Source organism: Fictibacillus sp. 5RED26, from assembly GCF_015903895.1.
GTDB classification, from domain to species: Bacteria; Bacillota; Bacilli; order Bacillales; family Fictibacillaceae; genus Fictibacillus; species Fictibacillus phosphorivorans.
The window spans coordinates 311,352-327,966 of sequence record NZ_JACZDU010000002.1; the positions used below are offsets into that span (position 1 = coordinate 311,352).

Consider the following 16,615-nt stretch of genomic DNA (forward strand, 5'->3'; position numbering starts at 1 on the left):
ATTGTAACTTACCAAAAATTTCTCTACCTTCATCATGCCATAGTTTTCGCAACCTAGCTAATAGTATGTGCAGATTCTGGAGAGCGGCGTGCTTTTTTTGTCATAGATAGCACAGCCGTTCCGAGTGCTAAGATGATCAGCAGTCCGCCGACCGTTGCGTTGTTCTCGACAGATGCGTTCTCAATTACGATTCCGCCGATCATGGACCCGAACGCGATTCCGAAATGAAGCGCCGAGTTGTTCAGACTCTGCTGAATGTCGGACGTTTCAGGTGATGACTCGATTAGATAGCTTTGCATGGCCGGTGTGATCGCCCAGCTGAGCATGCTCCAAATCACCATGACGATTAAAAATAACGGAAAAGCAAAAGTTGTATAAGGAATCATAAAGATTGAGATTGCAAAAACAATAATAACGCCAATAATCGTAGGTTTTGTGCCGAATTTGTCAGCGAGCATACCCCCGATTCCACCACCAAAGACCGCAGCAACACCGAATATTAAGTATACGATGCTGACCCATGTTCCGTTAAGTCCAAGCGCCATTTTTAAAAACGGAGTCAGGTATCCGTATAAAGTCAGATGACCAGCTAAGAACAGGAACGACGTAATTTGAGCAAACAAAATGCGTCTGTTTTTCAACGTGCGCAGCTGTTCTCTGATCGGAATCGCTGGTTTTGGAGCCAACGTATTCATGAAGAAATGCACACCGAGTATGGATAAAACGGTAAGTGCTGTAATCAGGATGAATGGTGCGCGCCATCCGAAAGCATTTCCGAGCATTAAGCCGACCGGTATGCCGAGTACAAGCGAAGCACTGATCCCCATGAACACCACGCCAATCGCGCGAGCACGGTATTTTTCTTCAACAATATTGGATGCCATCGTTACGCATAGGACAACGAGTAACGATCCGCTTGCTGCGGACAAGATCCGTGCAATCAATAACATCGTGTACGTTGGACTCACGATTACGAGTGCGTTTCCTAGCAAAAAAACAATTAGCGCGATGAGAGTTAGACGTTTTCGCTCAATATGCGCGGTCATCGTCAGCAAAATAGGTGCTGCAATGGCGAAAACAAGCGAGAAGATCGTAATGAGAAATCCTGCTTTCCCGAGGCCAACCTCAAGATCGGCTGCAATTAGATCAAGAATTCCACCTATAATTAACTCGACCATTCCGACGACAAACGAAACGATCGTTAATAAGTAAACACGTTTATTCACATCTATCTACCTTCTTTTTAATAAAAGTTACCCCTGTAATGGTAACTCATTCGGAACCTCATATCAATCATTAAATTTTGACCACACATCTATGAGAAAAAAGCGTTTGATTTTTGGATAATAAAGGAAATAAAATAGAGGTGATACATGAAAAATAAAATACAATAAAAAGAGAGGGCCACGGTAGATGGGGAGTAAAGTGTACGAAGCGTCAACCTTGAAAGCTGCAACCAGAGAACGAGCCCAACAGTATGTTAGGTTAAAGGAACAATTTGAGACATTGAAAAAAGAGTTTATAAAAATTGTGGATAATACTGAGTTTCGAGGCCATGGTGCGGAAGCGATTAAAGGATTTTACCAAGGACAGATAGATGTCGTGGACGCTTGGATTCTGTTCATTGATATGAATGTAGAATTTTTTAATGAGATACCTGGAGATATGGCAGATGTAGACCTTTCTGAAGATACGGTCGTGCAGGTACCGTTTCTGGAGAATAGTGTTGAACCAGCTGGGAAAATGGCAAAGGAAATAGTCACTGATCAACAAGATGCTCTTCAGCGTATTTTTAACGGAATCGCCGATCTAGTCCCTCTGACAGTCTTCTCCAAAGATGCATTCGACAGCTATATGGACCAAGCTGAAAAGAAAAGGGTACAAACCGTCGATAAAGTAAATGAGCTAGACAATAGGTTATTACAAGAGTATGCAAGTTCTCAAACTCAAGAGCAGCACATTTTCGCACTATATTCACAGTTGTTGGAGGCCACTCGCCAAGGAGAGGACATCTCACCACTTTATTTCGATGCAGAAGCTTATCACACAAGCAAAGCTTACCAAGTTCATGCTGAATCCATAGGGACTGCTACCACATCTGTTAAGCAAGGGGAAAACGGAAAAGCACCACAAATTGAAATTAAAAACAATGAATTGCAAAACCCCGGAGATGTGGCTGTTGTCAAAACCATTGAAGTCTTTGATGAGATCGAAGGCAAAACGAACGGAACGTATTTCTTATACGAAAATGGCCAAATTATTTGGAAACATCCCGCGCAAACGGGTAAAGTTGTTTATAAAGAAGTGGATGAAGTACCAGAAAGCCGAGTTGGTGGCGTAGAAGAACTTGATTCAGCTTTTGATGGTACAGGGCTTGCATTCTTGGGGTGGCTTCATCCGAAAGATGTATTAAAGAAATCCGTGAAATTGGTCATAAAAAGAGGCGGTAAAACAACTGTCAAGAAGCTCTCCAAAAAAGAAATTAAAGAAGTGTCCGCAAAACGCTTTGTGTACGATAAGAAGACAGGTACGTGGGTAGATAAGAATGGAAAGCCGTTGGGTAAAATTAAGAGTACAAATAAAGATGTGAAAAATTATAGAAAAACATTTTTTGATAAATATCCAGAACTTGAAGGCAGTGTTGTAGTACATCATGCCATTGAGCAACAAATACTTAAAAAACACCCTAATTTATTTACGCTTGAAGAAATTCATGCTCTGAGAAATCTTAGGGGAATACCGAAAGAAGTAAATAGTGATATTCATTTATCAAAAATAAGAAAAGATTGGAATCGATTTTATAGAAATCATCCTAATCCTACAAAAGAGGAAGTGATTAAATATATGATTGAGTTAGATAAAAAATATGGTGATAAATTTAATCCGCCAGTGAAAAGGTGAGAACGAACTAGGAAGGATGATTATTAATGAAACTATTTTTTTTGGAACCTGAAGTTTCTGGTGGTCACGGTGAAAAAACAGTTTATGGAACTGAACAGGATATAGCGAAAAAGGGTGTAAATGGAAAGGTGGAGTTCTTGCATTATGAGTTTGAAGGGTGGTTAGGTGATGACATTCTAGAGTCAACACCAGCTTTTATCATATCGTATACATTAGAAGCTGCACTTGAAAAAAGTGAATTTGAAGACTACGAATTAGAAAAATGCCTAATTACTACATCTGATGAATTTAAAGAGTTATACCCAGATAGAGAACTCCCTGCTTTTAGTAGGTTTATTCCACTTGGTACAATTGAAGTAGAAGGAGAACACTTCAAAAATTGGTCAGGGCATCATTTTTGTTTATCATCAAAAGGGGAGTTAATCGTAACTCAAAAGGCACTAGATTTTTTCGGAAAATTTTCAATTGATAACTGTGATATTACAACTTTAACACAGCTATAAGAGGTTAATCCCATTTTATATAGTATAGGGAATGGGGACTACTTTTACCTCATTCAAAAGAGTTTCCCAACATAGCCTTCTATTATTATTCGTATGAAGATTCTAGTATCGAAAAAGAAACAGATGGCTTTGAAGCATGGTTAAATCAGTTGCCAACATTTTTAAGTTGTACACGAATTGTAACAAGACCTAACATTTCACCTTCCCCGTAAGAATGGTAAGAATTATAATAGAGACATAGACAGAAAAAGGGGATATGGGGATTATGTCAGATATTTTATGGACGATATACTTAGGGATTTTAGGGGCGTTTGCAATTGGTTATCTCATAAAAGGTGGCTACAAAACACACTCTGCAAAACTGGACTTTGTAATCTCGACCATTACGTGGATTGGGTTGTTTGGTTATGTAACAAGCAACGAGCTGTTAACGCCGCTCGTATGGAAGTTTGTTTTCTGTGGTGGCCTTATTTGGGATCTAGCGTATGGACTTAAAAAGTTTAATGAAGACGCGAACGAGATTCCTAGAGCCGCTCGCCCAGCGGTATTCGGTATTACGGCATTAATTATGATTGGGCCGCTTTATTATGGTCTGTTTCAATACGCGTTTTAACTATAAGAAAAAAGGTAGATGTTTCCTATCAATACGAATAAAGAAGCGATTCAGCAGTTAGAGGAAAATAATTTAGATCAAGCGATGAAGCTATTTCATAAAGCTGTACTTGAAAAGAGAGATATTCAATCGCTAACAAACTTAGCATGGGTGATTTGGCGTGAAGAAGATGACTTAGAGCGTGCATTTTCACTTGCATCAGAAGCCGTTGATCTCCGCCCTATTTCTCATTTTCCATACAGTTTGTGTGGGGAACTTTTATTAGAAAATAAACGTTATGAAGATGCGTTAAAAATGTTACAGCAAGCCATTTCAATCCAGCCCACTAACATCACTTATCATAACTTGGGTGTAGCTTATTATTATCTTGGAGAAACAGCTAAAGCAGCCACTCATTTCGGACTAGCAGCTGGTAAGTCTGACTATACGCTGTACAATCAGGTAAAATGTTTGATAGAACTAGGAGAAAAGGGTGAAGCTCTGGGTTTAACCCAAACTTTTGATGAAAATGCCGAAGATTTTATAGGTACGATAAACCTTGCTGAATTGTATGCAGAGATTGGATTGCACGAAGAAGCTATTTATTGGTTTGAAAAAGGATGGAACGAATATTATTTACAGCCAAATTGGGTTGGGATGTATGTCTATTGTCTCTTACAGAGAAAACAAGAAACCGAAGCAAACAATACGATACAAGAATTTCTTCGCTACAAAAAACAAGAAATACTAGATACAGAAAAAGAAGAAATAGAAGAAGACTGGACTGAAGAGGATAAGCAGCAAATTATCATTAGGCTTTTAAACGAAATTCAAGAGTTTGAAAGCATGCTCCAGGGAATTAAGGACGGAATTCTGCCAACGGTTATTTTAGAGCCCTCACCAGAAAGAGACTGTTACCTTTTCGGCTGTGAACGCCATCAACATCCTGAATATAAAGACTCGTGAGACGAGAGGCTCTTTTTAATAGAGTCTCTTTTTTATGTTCAAAAGAAATCCGTCATGTATTGAACAAGCCCTCCATATAGTAGTAATAATCATCATACAAGTGGCTTCTTATGTGAAAAATGCCTGTGATTAGAGGAGGGGTCGAATGCTTCATATTGTGGCTTGCATCAAGCAGGTGCCGGATACGAAGATCATCAAGATGAACCCGAAGACGAATACGATGGACCGCGCGAGTGCGCCTGCGATACTCAATCCATACGACGCGCATGCGGTGGAAGAAGCGGTGCGTCTGAAAAAGAGATACGGTGGGACGGTCTCGGTATTGACGATGGGTCCTCCGCCAGCGGTAAAAGCTATCAAAAAATGTATCGAGATCGGGGCAGACGAAGGGTATATGATCTCAGACCGAGCGTTCGCCGGAGCTGATACACTTGCGACGAGCTATGCACTTACGAAAGCAATAGAGAAAATCTCGCAAATCCAGCCGGTCGATCTAATCATCTGCGGAAAGATGACGATCGACGGTGATACGGGACAAGTTGGGCCAGGAATCGCACGCCGGTTAGACATGCCACCACTCACTTCCGTCAACAAAGTAAAAGAAATCAACGTGGAAGAAGGGTATGCGATCGTTCACCGCAAGCTGGAGGACGGATATGAAGTAATCCAATCGACGATGCCGTGCTTGATGTCGGTGGAAAAAGAGATCAATGAAGTGCCGTATTCGTCGATGACGAACATGCTGAAAGCGGCTCGCTATCAGCCGGTGATCTGGGCGGTCGCTGATCTAGAGGATGTGGAGAGAACACAGCTCGGACTGAAAGGCTCACCGACGATCGTTTCAAAAGTGTGGGCACCAACAAAACCGAGTGGCGGCGAGATGCTAGAAGGGGATGCAACTCAGCAGACGGAACAGCTGCTGAACCTTTTGTTAGAGAAAAAAGAGCTTTTTGCGGTGAAGGGAGGGTCCGGCGTTGAGCTTTGAGGAATATTCAGGCATTTGGGTGTTTATTGAGGTAAAAGACGGTGAGGTCGTTCCTGTTTCGCTTGAGTTGTTAGGGGCTGGTAAAGAGCTTGCCGAAAAACGTGGCACCGAGCTTGCTGGCGTATTGATCGGAGAAAACGTCACACATCTTGCTGACACGCTTTATGAATACGGAGCGGATACGGTCTATGTGTATGACGACACTATTTTTAAAAACTACCGAACCGAGTCCTATATGAAAGCACTGTTAGAATGCTGTCAGAAGCATAAACCTGAAGTTATTTTATATGGTGCAACATCGACCGGGAAAGACTTGGCGAGCGCGGTTGCGACGGACCTTCCAACCGGACTCACCGCAGACTCTACCATTTTAGATATAGAAGAAGACACAGGATTGCTGCTTGCGAGCCGACCAGCGTTTGGCGGTAACATTATGGCAACGATTCTATGTAAAAAGTATAGACCACAGATGGCGACGGTACGGCCAAAAGTGATGAAAGCACTGACGCCTGAACCGGGTCGAACAGGACAATTAATAGAAGAAACAGCTTCTATAAAAGAAGAAGACATTCGTACGAAGGTGCTTGAGATCGTGCAGTTCACGACGCAGAAGGTTCGAATCGATGAAGCGGATATTGTTGTTGCTGGCGGTAAAGGACTGGGCAGTGAGAAAGGATTCCAGGTAATTCATGATCTCTCTGAAACATTGGGCGGAGCGGTTGGGGCGAGCCGTGATGTTGTGGAGGCCGGATGGGTCGAGCACCATCACCAAGTGGGGCAGACAGGATTAACCGTTACGCCGAAGATCTATTTTGCAATCGGCATTTCTGGAGCCATTCAACACATTGTTGGAATGCAGAACTCAGGGCTGATCATCGCGATCAACAATGATCCGGAAGCTCCGATCTTTCAATCAAGTCATTACGGCATTGTAGGGGATGCCTTTGAAATCGTACCGCTTCTGATTCAACAGTTTAAACAAGCGTTTAACAAGGAGGTGGTGGACCATGTCTGAAAAGTTTGATGTAATCGTCGTTGGTGCAGGTCCTGCCGGCATTTCCTGTTCATATGAACTTGCGAAAGCAGGCTTAAACGTATTACTCATCGAACGCGGAGAGTATCCTGGCTCAAAGAATGTTATGGGCGGTGTGCTTTATCGGAAAATGATGGAAGACGTGATCCCAGAGTTCTGGAAAGAAGCGCCGCTCGAACGACCGGTCGTGGAGCAACGGTTCATGATGATGGACAAAGAATCGGCTGTAACCGTCGGGTACAAAGGAATGGAATGGGGACAGGAACCGTACAACAACTTTACGGTACTGCGGGCAAAATTTGATCAATGGTTTGCGGGGAAAGCTGTTGAGCAGGGAGCACTGCTCGTAAATGAGACCGTTGTTTTAGAGTGTATCGTTGAGAACGGAAAAGTAGTAGGGGTGCGAACGGATCGTCCGGACGGAGAACTGTACGCGGACGTTGTCGTGCTTGCTGATGGTGTGAACTCCCTGTTAGCAAAGTCACTGGGCTTCCACAAAGAGTTCAGGCCGGATGAAGTCGCGCTCGCCACGATGGAAATCATTAAGCTCGACAAAAAGACGATCGAGGACCGGTTTAATTTGGAAGAGAATCAAGGTACGACGATAGAGCTTTTTGGTGACGCGACAAAAGGAATTCTCGGCACCGGTTTTCTTTATACGAACAAAGATACGCTGAGCTTAGGTGTCGGCTCACTTCTATCTGGACTTATCAAGCATAAGATTAAACCATATGAGCTCTTGGAGTATGTGAAGAATCATCCGATGATTCGACCGTACATCGCGGGCGGTGAGCCGGTGGAATATTTGGCGCACATGATTCCAGAAGGTGGCTATAAATCCATGCCAAAAGTAGCGGGCAACGGGGTGCTCGTTGTTGGAGACGCCGCCCAGCTCGTGAACGCGATCCACCGTGAAGGCTCGAACCTTGCAATGAAGTCCGGTCAGTTCGCCGCTGAAGCGGTGCTCCTCGCGAAGGAACGAGACGATTATTCCGAAGCAACACTCAACCATTATAAAACACGATTGATGAGCAGCTTTGTCGGTCAGGATATGAAAAAGTACAAAGATTCAACGCATCACTTTGATAAGTTTCCTCAGTATTTTGATAAGTACATTCCGATGGTGAACAAAGCGGCGAGCCAAATGTTTACGGTAGATGGTTCATCGAAATGGGAGAAACAGAAGAAAATTTGGCGTGATGTAGGAACGGCTGGAGAGAAATTCAAACTAGCTCGTGACGCGTACCGGGCGTGGAAGGTGATGAAGTAAATGAGCGAAAGAAAGTGTCAGAGCATCGAAGAAAAACAGTATCTCGTTCGTTTTAATGCAGACACGAAGTCACATCTTACCGTTATGGATGCCGATATCTGTTTGAACCACTGTCCTGATAAAATCTGCACGATCTTCTGTCCGGCAGAAGTGTATAAGTGGGAAGAAATCAGGATGCACGTAGGGTACGAAGGCTGTCACGAGTGCGGAAGCTGCCGGATCGGTTGTCCGCATCAAAACATTAAGTGGGAATACCCAAAAGGCGGGCATGGGATTGTGTTTCGTTTGGGATAAAAAGGCTGGAAAAGATGAGGATGACCTGGTGTTTGAGCCAGGTTATCCACTTTTTGTGGTTTGAATGACGGTGATTCTTTTTATAGCAAGGAAATAGGCAGCAACTCCAAAACAAAGTAAGAAAAACGCGAGGATCCCGTAAGCTGCTCCTTCAAAACCACGAATGAACTCTAAACTCACATAAAAAATGACCAAGGAGCTAATCACGATTAACAAACATGGCACAAGTTTTATGAACAAAGAGACGTTCTTTTTTCTTAGCCACCACGTGAGAAAGAGGACGATTATGCCTGGTATTAAGCTGATAAGAAATGGCATTCCAAAAAACATGTTAATTTCCTCCTGCTATTATAGTGGATTAAGGCTTAGACCAGAAGAGATGCATGCCTAAATACAAGAGCGCGGCCAAGCCTATGAATCCAAAAACTAAAGTTGTTGCAATACGTTTGGATGATCCTTTTTTTGCGTAAAAAGCCAAGAACAAAGATAAGGCGATAAATGTGAAAAAAATAGGAAACATATTGTCCGCAATGAATGGGCTATATGCAGCCAGAATGATTGGAGATCCTGCGATTAATAAAGAAAGAATTGAAAGTATGCCAGCATTTCTTTTTAACACCATGAGACCACTCCTCAAAATCGATTCAGATTTAATTCCATTTAATTACATTATACATAATTTCCCTTTATTTTGTATGAGTCTTCTTTAATTAACGATAGTCACATGATTTTAGCTTGTTTTTACGGTACGTGTTCTTATTTTTATTACACGTTCGCTCAATTCTACAGCCGTTTCACTCAGAATGAATGCTGTTTCACCCAGAACCGTCACCGTTTCACTCCAAACTAGCACCTGTTTCGCTCATAAGGGTCTACTTTCCAATTAAACAACTGTTTAAAAATATTATTATTACTCTCTCTAAATACGGTAAATATTTTACCGATATAGAATATGTAAAGTAATTTCGATTTATCAACAAGGAGAGTTTCTATAAATGGACGCCGTTTCTAGTACATATCACATTCCGCTTGTTTCTCTATCAATCATTATTGCAGTCATAGCTTCTTATGCTGCGCTGGATTTAGGGATACAGGTACAAAAAACAAAATCATACGCACGGTACATTTGGATGATCTCGGGAGCTTTTGCGATGGGGATGGGCATCTGGGCCATGCATTTCGTGGCGATGCTTGCTTTTCACTTATCGATCTCGGTCACTTATGATGTAACACTCGTCATTGTTTCAATCATTCCAGCGATTCTTTCTTCCGGAATCGCACTCTATATCATCAGCCGCCCTGTTATGGGGAAAAAGCAGGTATTGTTAGGAGCTCTTTTCATGGCGACGGGTATCGTTTCTATGCATTACACGGGTATGGAAGCGATGAAAATGAACGCTGAAATAAACTACAATCCAGTATTATGGACACTTTCGGCGGTCATTGCTTTTGTCGCATCAGTCGTAGCTCTGTATCTACTTTCGTTTGTTAGCCAAAACTATAAAACCAGTAAAATATGGCTCGTGAAGCTAGGAAGTGCGGTACTCATGGGTATCGCCATTTCCGGCATGCATTATACGGGTATGTCCGCTGCATCCTACAAAACGCATCAGCATCACACGGATCTAGCAGCAACACCGTTTAACAGCACCCTATTAGCTTATGCGATCGGAATCGTAATCCTTATTCTATTAGGGATGGTGTTCATCAGCACGTTCATCGATCGAAGGTTTGAGTATCAGTCGATTCTATCAGAAAGAAAGTTCCGCTCTGTTATTGAGTCTGCCAACGATTCTATTATTCTGTCAGATCGAACAGGAACCATCATCTCGTGGAATAAAGGAGCAGAGCTGATCTTTGGCTTTAACGAAAAAGAAGCACTAGGAAAAAATTTGCAGATCATTATACCGGACAAGTTTAAAGTTGCTCATCAGCAAGGTATGGAACGTTATCTGTTGTCTGGAGAACCAAAAGTGATCGGCAACACGGTTGAGTTAGAAGGGCTTCGAAAGGATGGAAGTGAGTTTCCGATTGAACTGTCCCTTGCGGCTTGGCAGGAAGATGATCAAGTATATTTTAGTAGCATTATTCGTGACATTACGGAGCGAAAAAGAAACGAGAAGAAAATTAATCAGATGGTCTACCGTGATCCCTTAACAGGTCTGCCAAATCGACTTCTGTTGAACGACCGTCTTTCTCAAGCACTTGAACTGGCAGATGAGAACAAGCAGACGATCGGCATCATGTTTATCGACCTCGATCGATTCAAGTATATAAACGATACGTTAGGACATGCGGTTGGAGATCAACTGTTGATTGAAATTGCAAAGCGGATTCAAGCATGTGTAGGGAAGAACGATACGGTCTGCCGCCAAGGTGGGGATGAATTTATCGTACTCATACCAAATACAACGGCAGATGAAGTCTCGAAAATCGCTCAGCAAATCGTAGATCTGTTTAGCAGTTCCGTTATGGTCAACGAGCAAGAGCTATTTGTGACTCCGTCGATCGGAATTGCGATGTATCCAGGAGATGGCCGTGATATAGAAACGTTGATCAAAAATGCAGACACTGCGATGTATCGAGTGAAGGAACAAGGGAAGAACAACTTTCAATTTTATACACCAGAGATGAATGAGGCCGTTACTAAGAAGATGAAGCTCGAGATCGGCCTTCGAAAGGCACTGGAACGTGACGAATTTAAGATTGTATACCAGCCTCAAATTGATGTAGAAACGGGTGGCATCATCGGAGTTGAAGCACTTTTACGCTGGCATCATCCAGAATGGGGTACGATCTCACCAGCTGAATTTATTCCGATTGCCGAAGAAACAGGTCTGATTCTACAGATCGGAGAATGGGTGCTTCATGGGGCTTGTCGTCAAAATAAAGCGTGGCAAGACGAAGGATACGCGCCATTACGGATGGCGGTCAACATTTCATCCCGTCAATTTCAGCAGAGTGATCTCGTTGAACGGGTGAGTAGAATTTTGAATGAAACTGAGCTTGCGCCACAATATTTAGAGCTTGAGCTGACGGAAAGTATTATTCAAGATTCAAAATATGCTGTAGCTAAGATGCAGCAGCTGAAAGAGATGGGAATTCATCTATCGATTGATGACTTTGGAACAGGCTATTCGTCACTAAGCTATCTGAAGACGTTCCCGATTCATACGTTAAAAATCGACCAAAGCTTTACGCGTAACATCTATGCCGATCCGAAAGACGCGTCACTCGTAGAAACGATTATTGCAATGGCTCATAACTTAGATTTGAAGGTAATAGCAGAAGGGGTAGAAACGGAAGAACAGCTTCAGTTTCTGCAGCAAAAGCAATGTAATGAAGCGCAAGGGTATTACTTCAGCCGACCGATTTCAGCTGAAGAATTGGGTGTGATTTTACAAGAGCGATTGGTAATTGAAGTGAGCTAAGTTAACAAATAATTAAAAGAAAAAAGCACTTTTGACAGTGCTTTTTTTTTGATTAGATATATGTAACTCCAAAGTCATACATTTTCTTCATAGAAAGAATAGCAGAACTATAATAAACACTTGCTTGTTTATATTTCTGGTTATTCTCAAAATATTTTCCAATAATCGGATAATACTCTGATAAAAAAATCCACTCGTTTCGTTTTTCAAAATAAGGAATCAGCTCTTTTATCATAAATTGAACAGCGTCCTCATTGAGTTCACCATGAGTAAATAAGTGTTTATGGTAAAGAAAATGAAGTTCATAACCTCTAAAAAGAGAATTATCTTTCAACTGATCCATCCAAGTATTGATGAGTTCTAGACCTTTTTCTCGATCGTTACACACTTGATAACTTTTTACTAACGCGGATAAGGTTACAATTTTTAAGGAAAGTGGCTCATTTTCTTTTGCTAATAAACTGCGAGAATAGAGTTTTATTGCTTCTTCTGTTTCACCTTTATGCGTAGCAATGCCACCTAAATTGTGATAGATAATTCCCTTTAAATGGTCGCTATCACCAAATGAATTAGCAATCGTCTCTGCAAGTAGTAAATGTTTTGCTGATTCCTCAAAATTCTTTATCCTTAAATGTACAGTGGCGAGTAAAACTCTACAATCTGCACACCGTTTAAAAAAGTAGGTTTTTTCAAAGATTTCTAAAGCTTTATTTGTATATTCTAAAGTAACGACATTTTTGTAAAGTTTATGTGCAGTAAGACCAATGGTGTAGAGCAAATATCCTTTTTCCCACTCTTGAAAACGGTGTTCTTCTAAAAGTTTCTCAGCTCTAGTGAGATAGTTAAAACATTCTTGGAATTCTTCTAAATAAAAACTTAATTGTCCTCTGGCAATTAAATAATAAAACGCCTTTTCTCCTTTAATCACATTGTCAATATAGGCAACTTCATCTAATAAACTGGAGACTTCTTTTGTATCTTCCATTGCCATCATGATATAAATACTCTTAAATATTTTGTGCAATATGTCTTCCTCAACAGACTGTGAGCGTGAATGTAAAAGTGTGTGGTATTGTTGCTCTGCACTTTGATAGTCTCTTTGGTACAAAGAATAGAAAAGCTTTACGTAATTTTGAATTAATTCATTCTCGTTTATTGTATGTAACCTAATATCTAATCTTGCAGCTAAGTGTTGCTGTATTTCCTCCGAAGGTTCAGTAACTCCGTTTTCAATTTTACTCAAATAAGGAACTGAACAAATCCCGGCAGACAGTTCTTGCTGGGATAAGTTTTTAACTTTTCGGAAATAACGAATCTTCTCTCCTAAGTTCATATTTGTTACCCCGCCTTCGTTTACTTAATAGATTTACAATTATTAGGTATAAGTTCACGTTATATTTTTTCTCTTCTATAAATATACCTGAACTTTAACTGGAAGAGGAAACTAGTCGTAATTTATCGCGATTTAACCTCTAAATCCCTTCATGTTTCCCAATTTTTTTAACAATTTTATTAGGTATAATTAACTATAGAAACTAACAACTAGGGTGAAGGCTATGACTATTGTAAGAGGCGATCTCGTAACCTATCAAGATGAATTACATAAAGTACTTCATGTGTATTCTTCAGATTTTCTTGAGATCCGAAAAGTAAATGAACCATACATACCACGTGTTATTCTGGTTCATAAATCGGAAGTTAATGCCCAACCATAATCGAGGAGTATACATACATGACCAGACTCAAGAGTGATATAACCACTACTTGAGTTTTTTGGTGTACACGTAAAATGATGTATCAGAATATTCTGTAATCGTTTTACAATAGTATTACTAATGATTAAGGAGGAATTTAACATGAGAAACATGACAACTCAAACCGTACAAACATATAAGGGTGGAACACGTTCTTAACTTATAGACGGTGTGTCCCCTTATGTGTGCCTCGCAAAAAAACACAAAAGGGGTAAATCATGAATTTTCCAATCAAACGTTTTTTCTCCTATTACAAACCGTATTTAGGGTTATTTCTATCTGTATTAATTATTGCGTTTATTGTTTCTGGAATCACACTCATCCTTCCGTTGCTCGTTCGGTATATAACCAAAGATGTTTTAGAAGGGGACTTGTCTGTTGCTCTTCATAAAGTTTACTGGATCGGCGGAATCATGTTCGTATTAGTTGTTATTCAGAATCTCGGAACGTACTTTGTTGACTATAAAGGACATGTGGTCGGTGCCCGAATGGAAGGTGATATTCGCAGCGAGTTGTTTCAACATCTGCAAAAACTTTCTTTTAGCTTTTACGATAAAGAAAAGACGGGCCAACTCATGTCTCGCGTAACAAACGATTTATTTTTACTTGCTGAACTGTATCATCACGGTCCAGAAGATTACGTCAAATATTTCGTGAGGTTTGTAGGGGCCTTTGTGATTCTGTTTTTTATCAATGTGCCTTTAACACTTGCGGTATTTTTGTTCCTACCGATCATCGGTTTTCTCTCGCTCTATTTTAACAAGAAAGAGAACGTTGCTTTGCGGCGAAATAAAGAGCGGATTGCAGATATCAATGCTCAGCTTGAAGATACACTTTCAGGCATTCGGGTCGTAAAATCTTTTGCGAACGAACAAGTGGAGATCCGTAAGTTTAATAAAGAAAATCTTCGTTTCTTAGAAAGTCGAAGAAACACGTATAAAGTAGAAGCAACTTTTTATAACAGCATACAGATCTTGATTCAGCTCATCACGATCACGGTTGTTGTGTTCGGCAGCGCAAGTATCGTCAATCAAAATTTGGATTTAGCTGATCTGATCACGTTTTTGTTATATGTGGGCTATATGGTGGAGCCTATTCAGCGTCTGACTCATATGAGCACACAGTTTCAAGAAGGCATTACAGGCTTTCAGCGGTTTATGGAAATCATGAACCTGAAACCAGACATCGAAAGTCAAAAAGATGCGAGAAAACTTTCCGAGGTGGAAGGGGATATCGTTTTTAATGAGGTGAGCTTTCGTTACGAACCGCATCTGGATCCTGTGTTTACGAATCTTAACCTTCATATAAAGCCTGGAGAGTACGTTGCCCTCGTAGGTCCATCTGGTGCGGGGAAGACAACACTCTGCTCGCTCATTCCTCGCTTTTATGAAGTGACAGAAGGGGAAGTGCAGCTTGATGGAGTGGACATAAAAGAGCTTGATTTAAATGATTTGAGAAATCAGATTGGTGTTGTACAACAGGACGTTTATTTGTTCGCGGGAACGGTGATGGAGAATATCCGTTATGGTAATAATGAAGCGACTGATGAAGAAGTGGTGGCGGCCGCAAAGCAAGCCAACGCTCACGAGTTTATTATGAGCTTGCCAAATGGGTATCACGCTGACATCGGTCAACGAGGAGTGAAGCTTTCTGGTGGTCAGAAGCAACGGCTCAGTATCGCCCGTGTCTTTTTGAAAAATCCGTCTGTTTTAATTCTGGATGAAGCGACGAGTGCACTGGATAATGAATTAGAAGCTGTAATCAAGGAATCACTCGAGTCTCTAGCAAAAGGGCGTACCACGATTGTGATCGCTCATCGCCTTTCCACAATCCGCAATGCTGAACGAATTATTGTCCTAACGAACGAAGGAATTGTGGAGGAAGGGACGCATGACGAATTGCTTAGCTACAATGGAGCGTATGCGCAACTTTACAATAAGCAGTTTGAAGTGCAATATTAGATGTTTTCAAAAAGTCTTTCCAATAAAACGGAGAGGCTTTTTTATTTGAGAAAGGGTAAGTATCGAATTGTAAAAAAGATCGGTAAATCATCTGCACTTGCCGTACCCTTTTATCTAAAAGAATTGAATAAATAAAAATAGAGAAAGCGTAACAACAATGACGGTGAGTATGACCCATAAATAAATTTTTAGAATCTCTTCAGAGGTGCCTTTCCCGTTCTTGACTCTAAATAGTAACCACATGTCAATGGTTGCGAATACTGTCGCACATACTCCCCCTGTAAACGTATATAATCCCCAGAAACCAAAGATTAGTCTCCCTATTAATAGACCCATTGTTCCAAATAAAACAATGTACATAGGAATACTAATGATGTAATTCATACTTACTTTACAAATGATATACTCAATAACCGCTGATGTTATAAACCCAAAACAAACGATGACACCTGCCGCTATAAATGCGGCAAAAATCGGAATCAAGATGATCTCTAACCCACTTTCACCAGTATCGCGGTCTAAAACAGACAGTACTGTTAAAACTAGTGAAAAAAGAAAACTTGTTATTATGGTAGCGAAGATCTTGCGTTTCCCAAAAGCTTCTTCCATTCTTACATACTCCTTTTTCTTATTTTATAGATATCTACTATAGAATGAGTCCTAACAATAATACTATGACGTACAAAGGGGATGCAGATAGAAGCAAAGCTATGTTCTTTTTTTTAATCATTCTACTAGACAGATAATAGATGCAGCTTCCAACTGTTAATAACGGTGTAATTAAAATCATAAAATATATATCCCCGTAAAATAGTAAACTAAAAAATATACTAATTGTGATAGATAGAAGCAATAATAGAGATAGATTAAATGAGTGTTTCTTATTAGGAACAAGATAAAGTACAGCTTCTCCTAGAAAACATAT

At 40.7% G+C, this 16,615-nt stretch carries 16 protein-coding genes; 11 read left to right on the top strand and 5 right to left on the bottom strand.

The window, feature by feature from the left end; genetic code table 11:
- Positions 1-53: 53 nt before the first annotated feature.
- Positions 54-1,226, bottom strand: a complete 1,173-nt coding sequence (locus tag IHV10_RS09930) for an MFS transporter (RefSeq protein ID WP_197128674.1) — start codon at positions 1,224-1,226, stop codon at positions 54-56.
- Positions 1,227-1,413: 187 nt separating this feature from the next.
- Between IHV10_RS09930 and IHV10_RS09935 the strand changes: the two genes are divergently transcribed.
- The 8 genes from IHV10_RS09935 (at position 1,414) to IHV10_RS09970 (ending at position 8,544) form a co-directional block, all read left to right on the top strand.
- A complete protein-coding gene (locus tag IHV10_RS09935; RefSeq protein ID WP_197128676.1) occupies positions 1,414-2,901 on the top strand; it encodes a ribonuclease YeeF family protein in 1,488 nt (495 codons plus the stop codon).
- A 26-nt stretch (positions 2,902-2,927) separates the two neighbouring features.
- Positions 2,928-3,404 (top strand): hypothetical protein, encoded by a 477-nt coding sequence (locus IHV10_RS09940; RefSeq protein ID WP_197128678.1) that lies wholly within the window; start codon positions 2,928-2,930, stop codon positions 3,402-3,404.
- 265 nt (positions 3,405-3,669) lie between these two features.
- Positions 3,670-4,017, top strand: coding sequence for a hypothetical protein (locus tag IHV10_RS09945; RefSeq protein ID WP_197128680.1), 348 nt, complete (start codon positions 3,670-3,672; stop codon positions 4,015-4,017).
- An 18-nt stretch (positions 4,018-4,035) separates the two neighbouring features.
- Positions 4,036-4,962, top strand: a complete 927-nt coding sequence (locus IHV10_RS09950; RefSeq protein ID WP_197128682.1) for a tetratricopeptide repeat protein — start codon at positions 4,036-4,038, stop codon at positions 4,960-4,962.
- A 145-nt stretch (positions 4,963-5,107) separates the two neighbouring features.
- Positions 5,108-5,947: an electron transfer flavoprotein subunit beta/FixA family protein gene (locus tag IHV10_RS09955; protein ID WP_197128683.1), complete on the top strand. Its 840-nt coding sequence runs from the start codon at positions 5,108-5,110 to the stop codon at positions 5,945-5,947.
- Entirely contained in the window at positions 5,937-6,962 is a 1,026-nt protein-coding gene (locus IHV10_RS09960) for an electron transfer flavoprotein subunit alpha/FixB family protein (protein ID WP_197128684.1), read from the top strand. Before IHV10_RS09955 ends, IHV10_RS09960 begins: the two co-directional genes overlap by 11 nt.
- A complete protein-coding gene (locus tag IHV10_RS09965) occupies positions 6,955-8,250 on the top strand; it encodes an FAD-dependent oxidoreductase (RefSeq protein ID WP_197128685.1) in 1,296 nt (431 codons plus the stop codon). The genes IHV10_RS09960 and IHV10_RS09965 overlap by 8 nt, the downstream gene beginning before the upstream one ends.
- Positions 8,251-8,544, top strand: a complete 294-nt coding sequence (locus tag IHV10_RS09970) for a ferredoxin family protein (RefSeq protein ID WP_197128686.1) — start codon at positions 8,251-8,253, stop codon at positions 8,542-8,544. It abuts the gene before it with no gap.
- 42 nt (positions 8,545-8,586) lie between these two features.
- On the opposite strand, the gene IHV10_RS09975 is transcribed toward IHV10_RS09970, so the two are convergent.
- Complete coding sequence (locus tag IHV10_RS09975) at positions 8,587-8,874, bottom strand: YesK family protein (RefSeq protein ID WP_197128687.1); 288 nt, start codon at positions 8,872-8,874, stop codon at positions 8,587-8,589.
- A gap of 28 nt (positions 8,875-8,902) precedes the next feature.
- On the bottom strand, positions 8,903-9,166 hold the full coding sequence (locus tag IHV10_RS09980; protein ID WP_197128688.1) for a hypothetical protein: 264 nt from the start codon (positions 9,164-9,166) through the stop codon (positions 8,903-8,905).
- Positions 9,167-9,539: 373 nt separating this feature from the next.
- On the opposite strand from IHV10_RS09980, the gene IHV10_RS09985 reads away from it, so the two are divergent.
- Positions 9,540-11,975, top strand: coding sequence for a bifunctional diguanylate cyclase/phosphodiesterase (locus IHV10_RS09985; protein WP_197128690.1), 2,436 nt, complete (start codon positions 9,540-9,542; stop codon positions 11,973-11,975).
- A 52-nt stretch (positions 11,976-12,027) separates the two neighbouring features.
- On the opposite strand, the gene IHV10_RS09990 is transcribed toward IHV10_RS09985, so the two are convergent.
- Positions 12,028-13,308, bottom strand: coding sequence for a helix-turn-helix transcriptional regulator (locus tag IHV10_RS09990; protein WP_197128692.1), 1,281 nt, complete (start codon positions 13,306-13,308; stop codon positions 12,028-12,030).
- 223 nt (positions 13,309-13,531) lie between these two features.
- Here IHV10_RS09990 and IHV10_RS09995 point away from each other — a divergent pair, with 223 nt between their 5' ends.
- Together IHV10_RS09995 and IHV10_RS10000 are read left to right on the top strand one after the other, a co-directional pair.
- Entirely contained in the window at positions 13,532-13,690 is a 159-nt protein-coding gene (locus tag IHV10_RS09995) for a hypothetical protein (RefSeq protein ID WP_197128694.1), read from the top strand.
- 257 nt (positions 13,691-13,947) lie between these two features.
- Positions 13,948-15,690, top strand: a complete 1,743-nt coding sequence (locus tag IHV10_RS10000; protein ID WP_197128696.1) for an ABC transporter ATP-binding protein — start codon at positions 13,948-13,950, stop codon at positions 15,688-15,690.
- A gap of 114 nt (positions 15,691-15,804) precedes the next feature.
- Here IHV10_RS10000 and IHV10_RS10005 read toward each other — a convergent pair whose 3' ends face one another.
- Positions 15,805-16,299 (bottom strand): hypothetical protein, encoded by a 495-nt coding sequence (locus tag IHV10_RS10005; RefSeq protein WP_197128698.1) that lies wholly within the window; start codon positions 16,297-16,299, stop codon positions 15,805-15,807.
- Between the last annotated feature and the right edge of the window lie 316 nt (positions 16,300-16,615).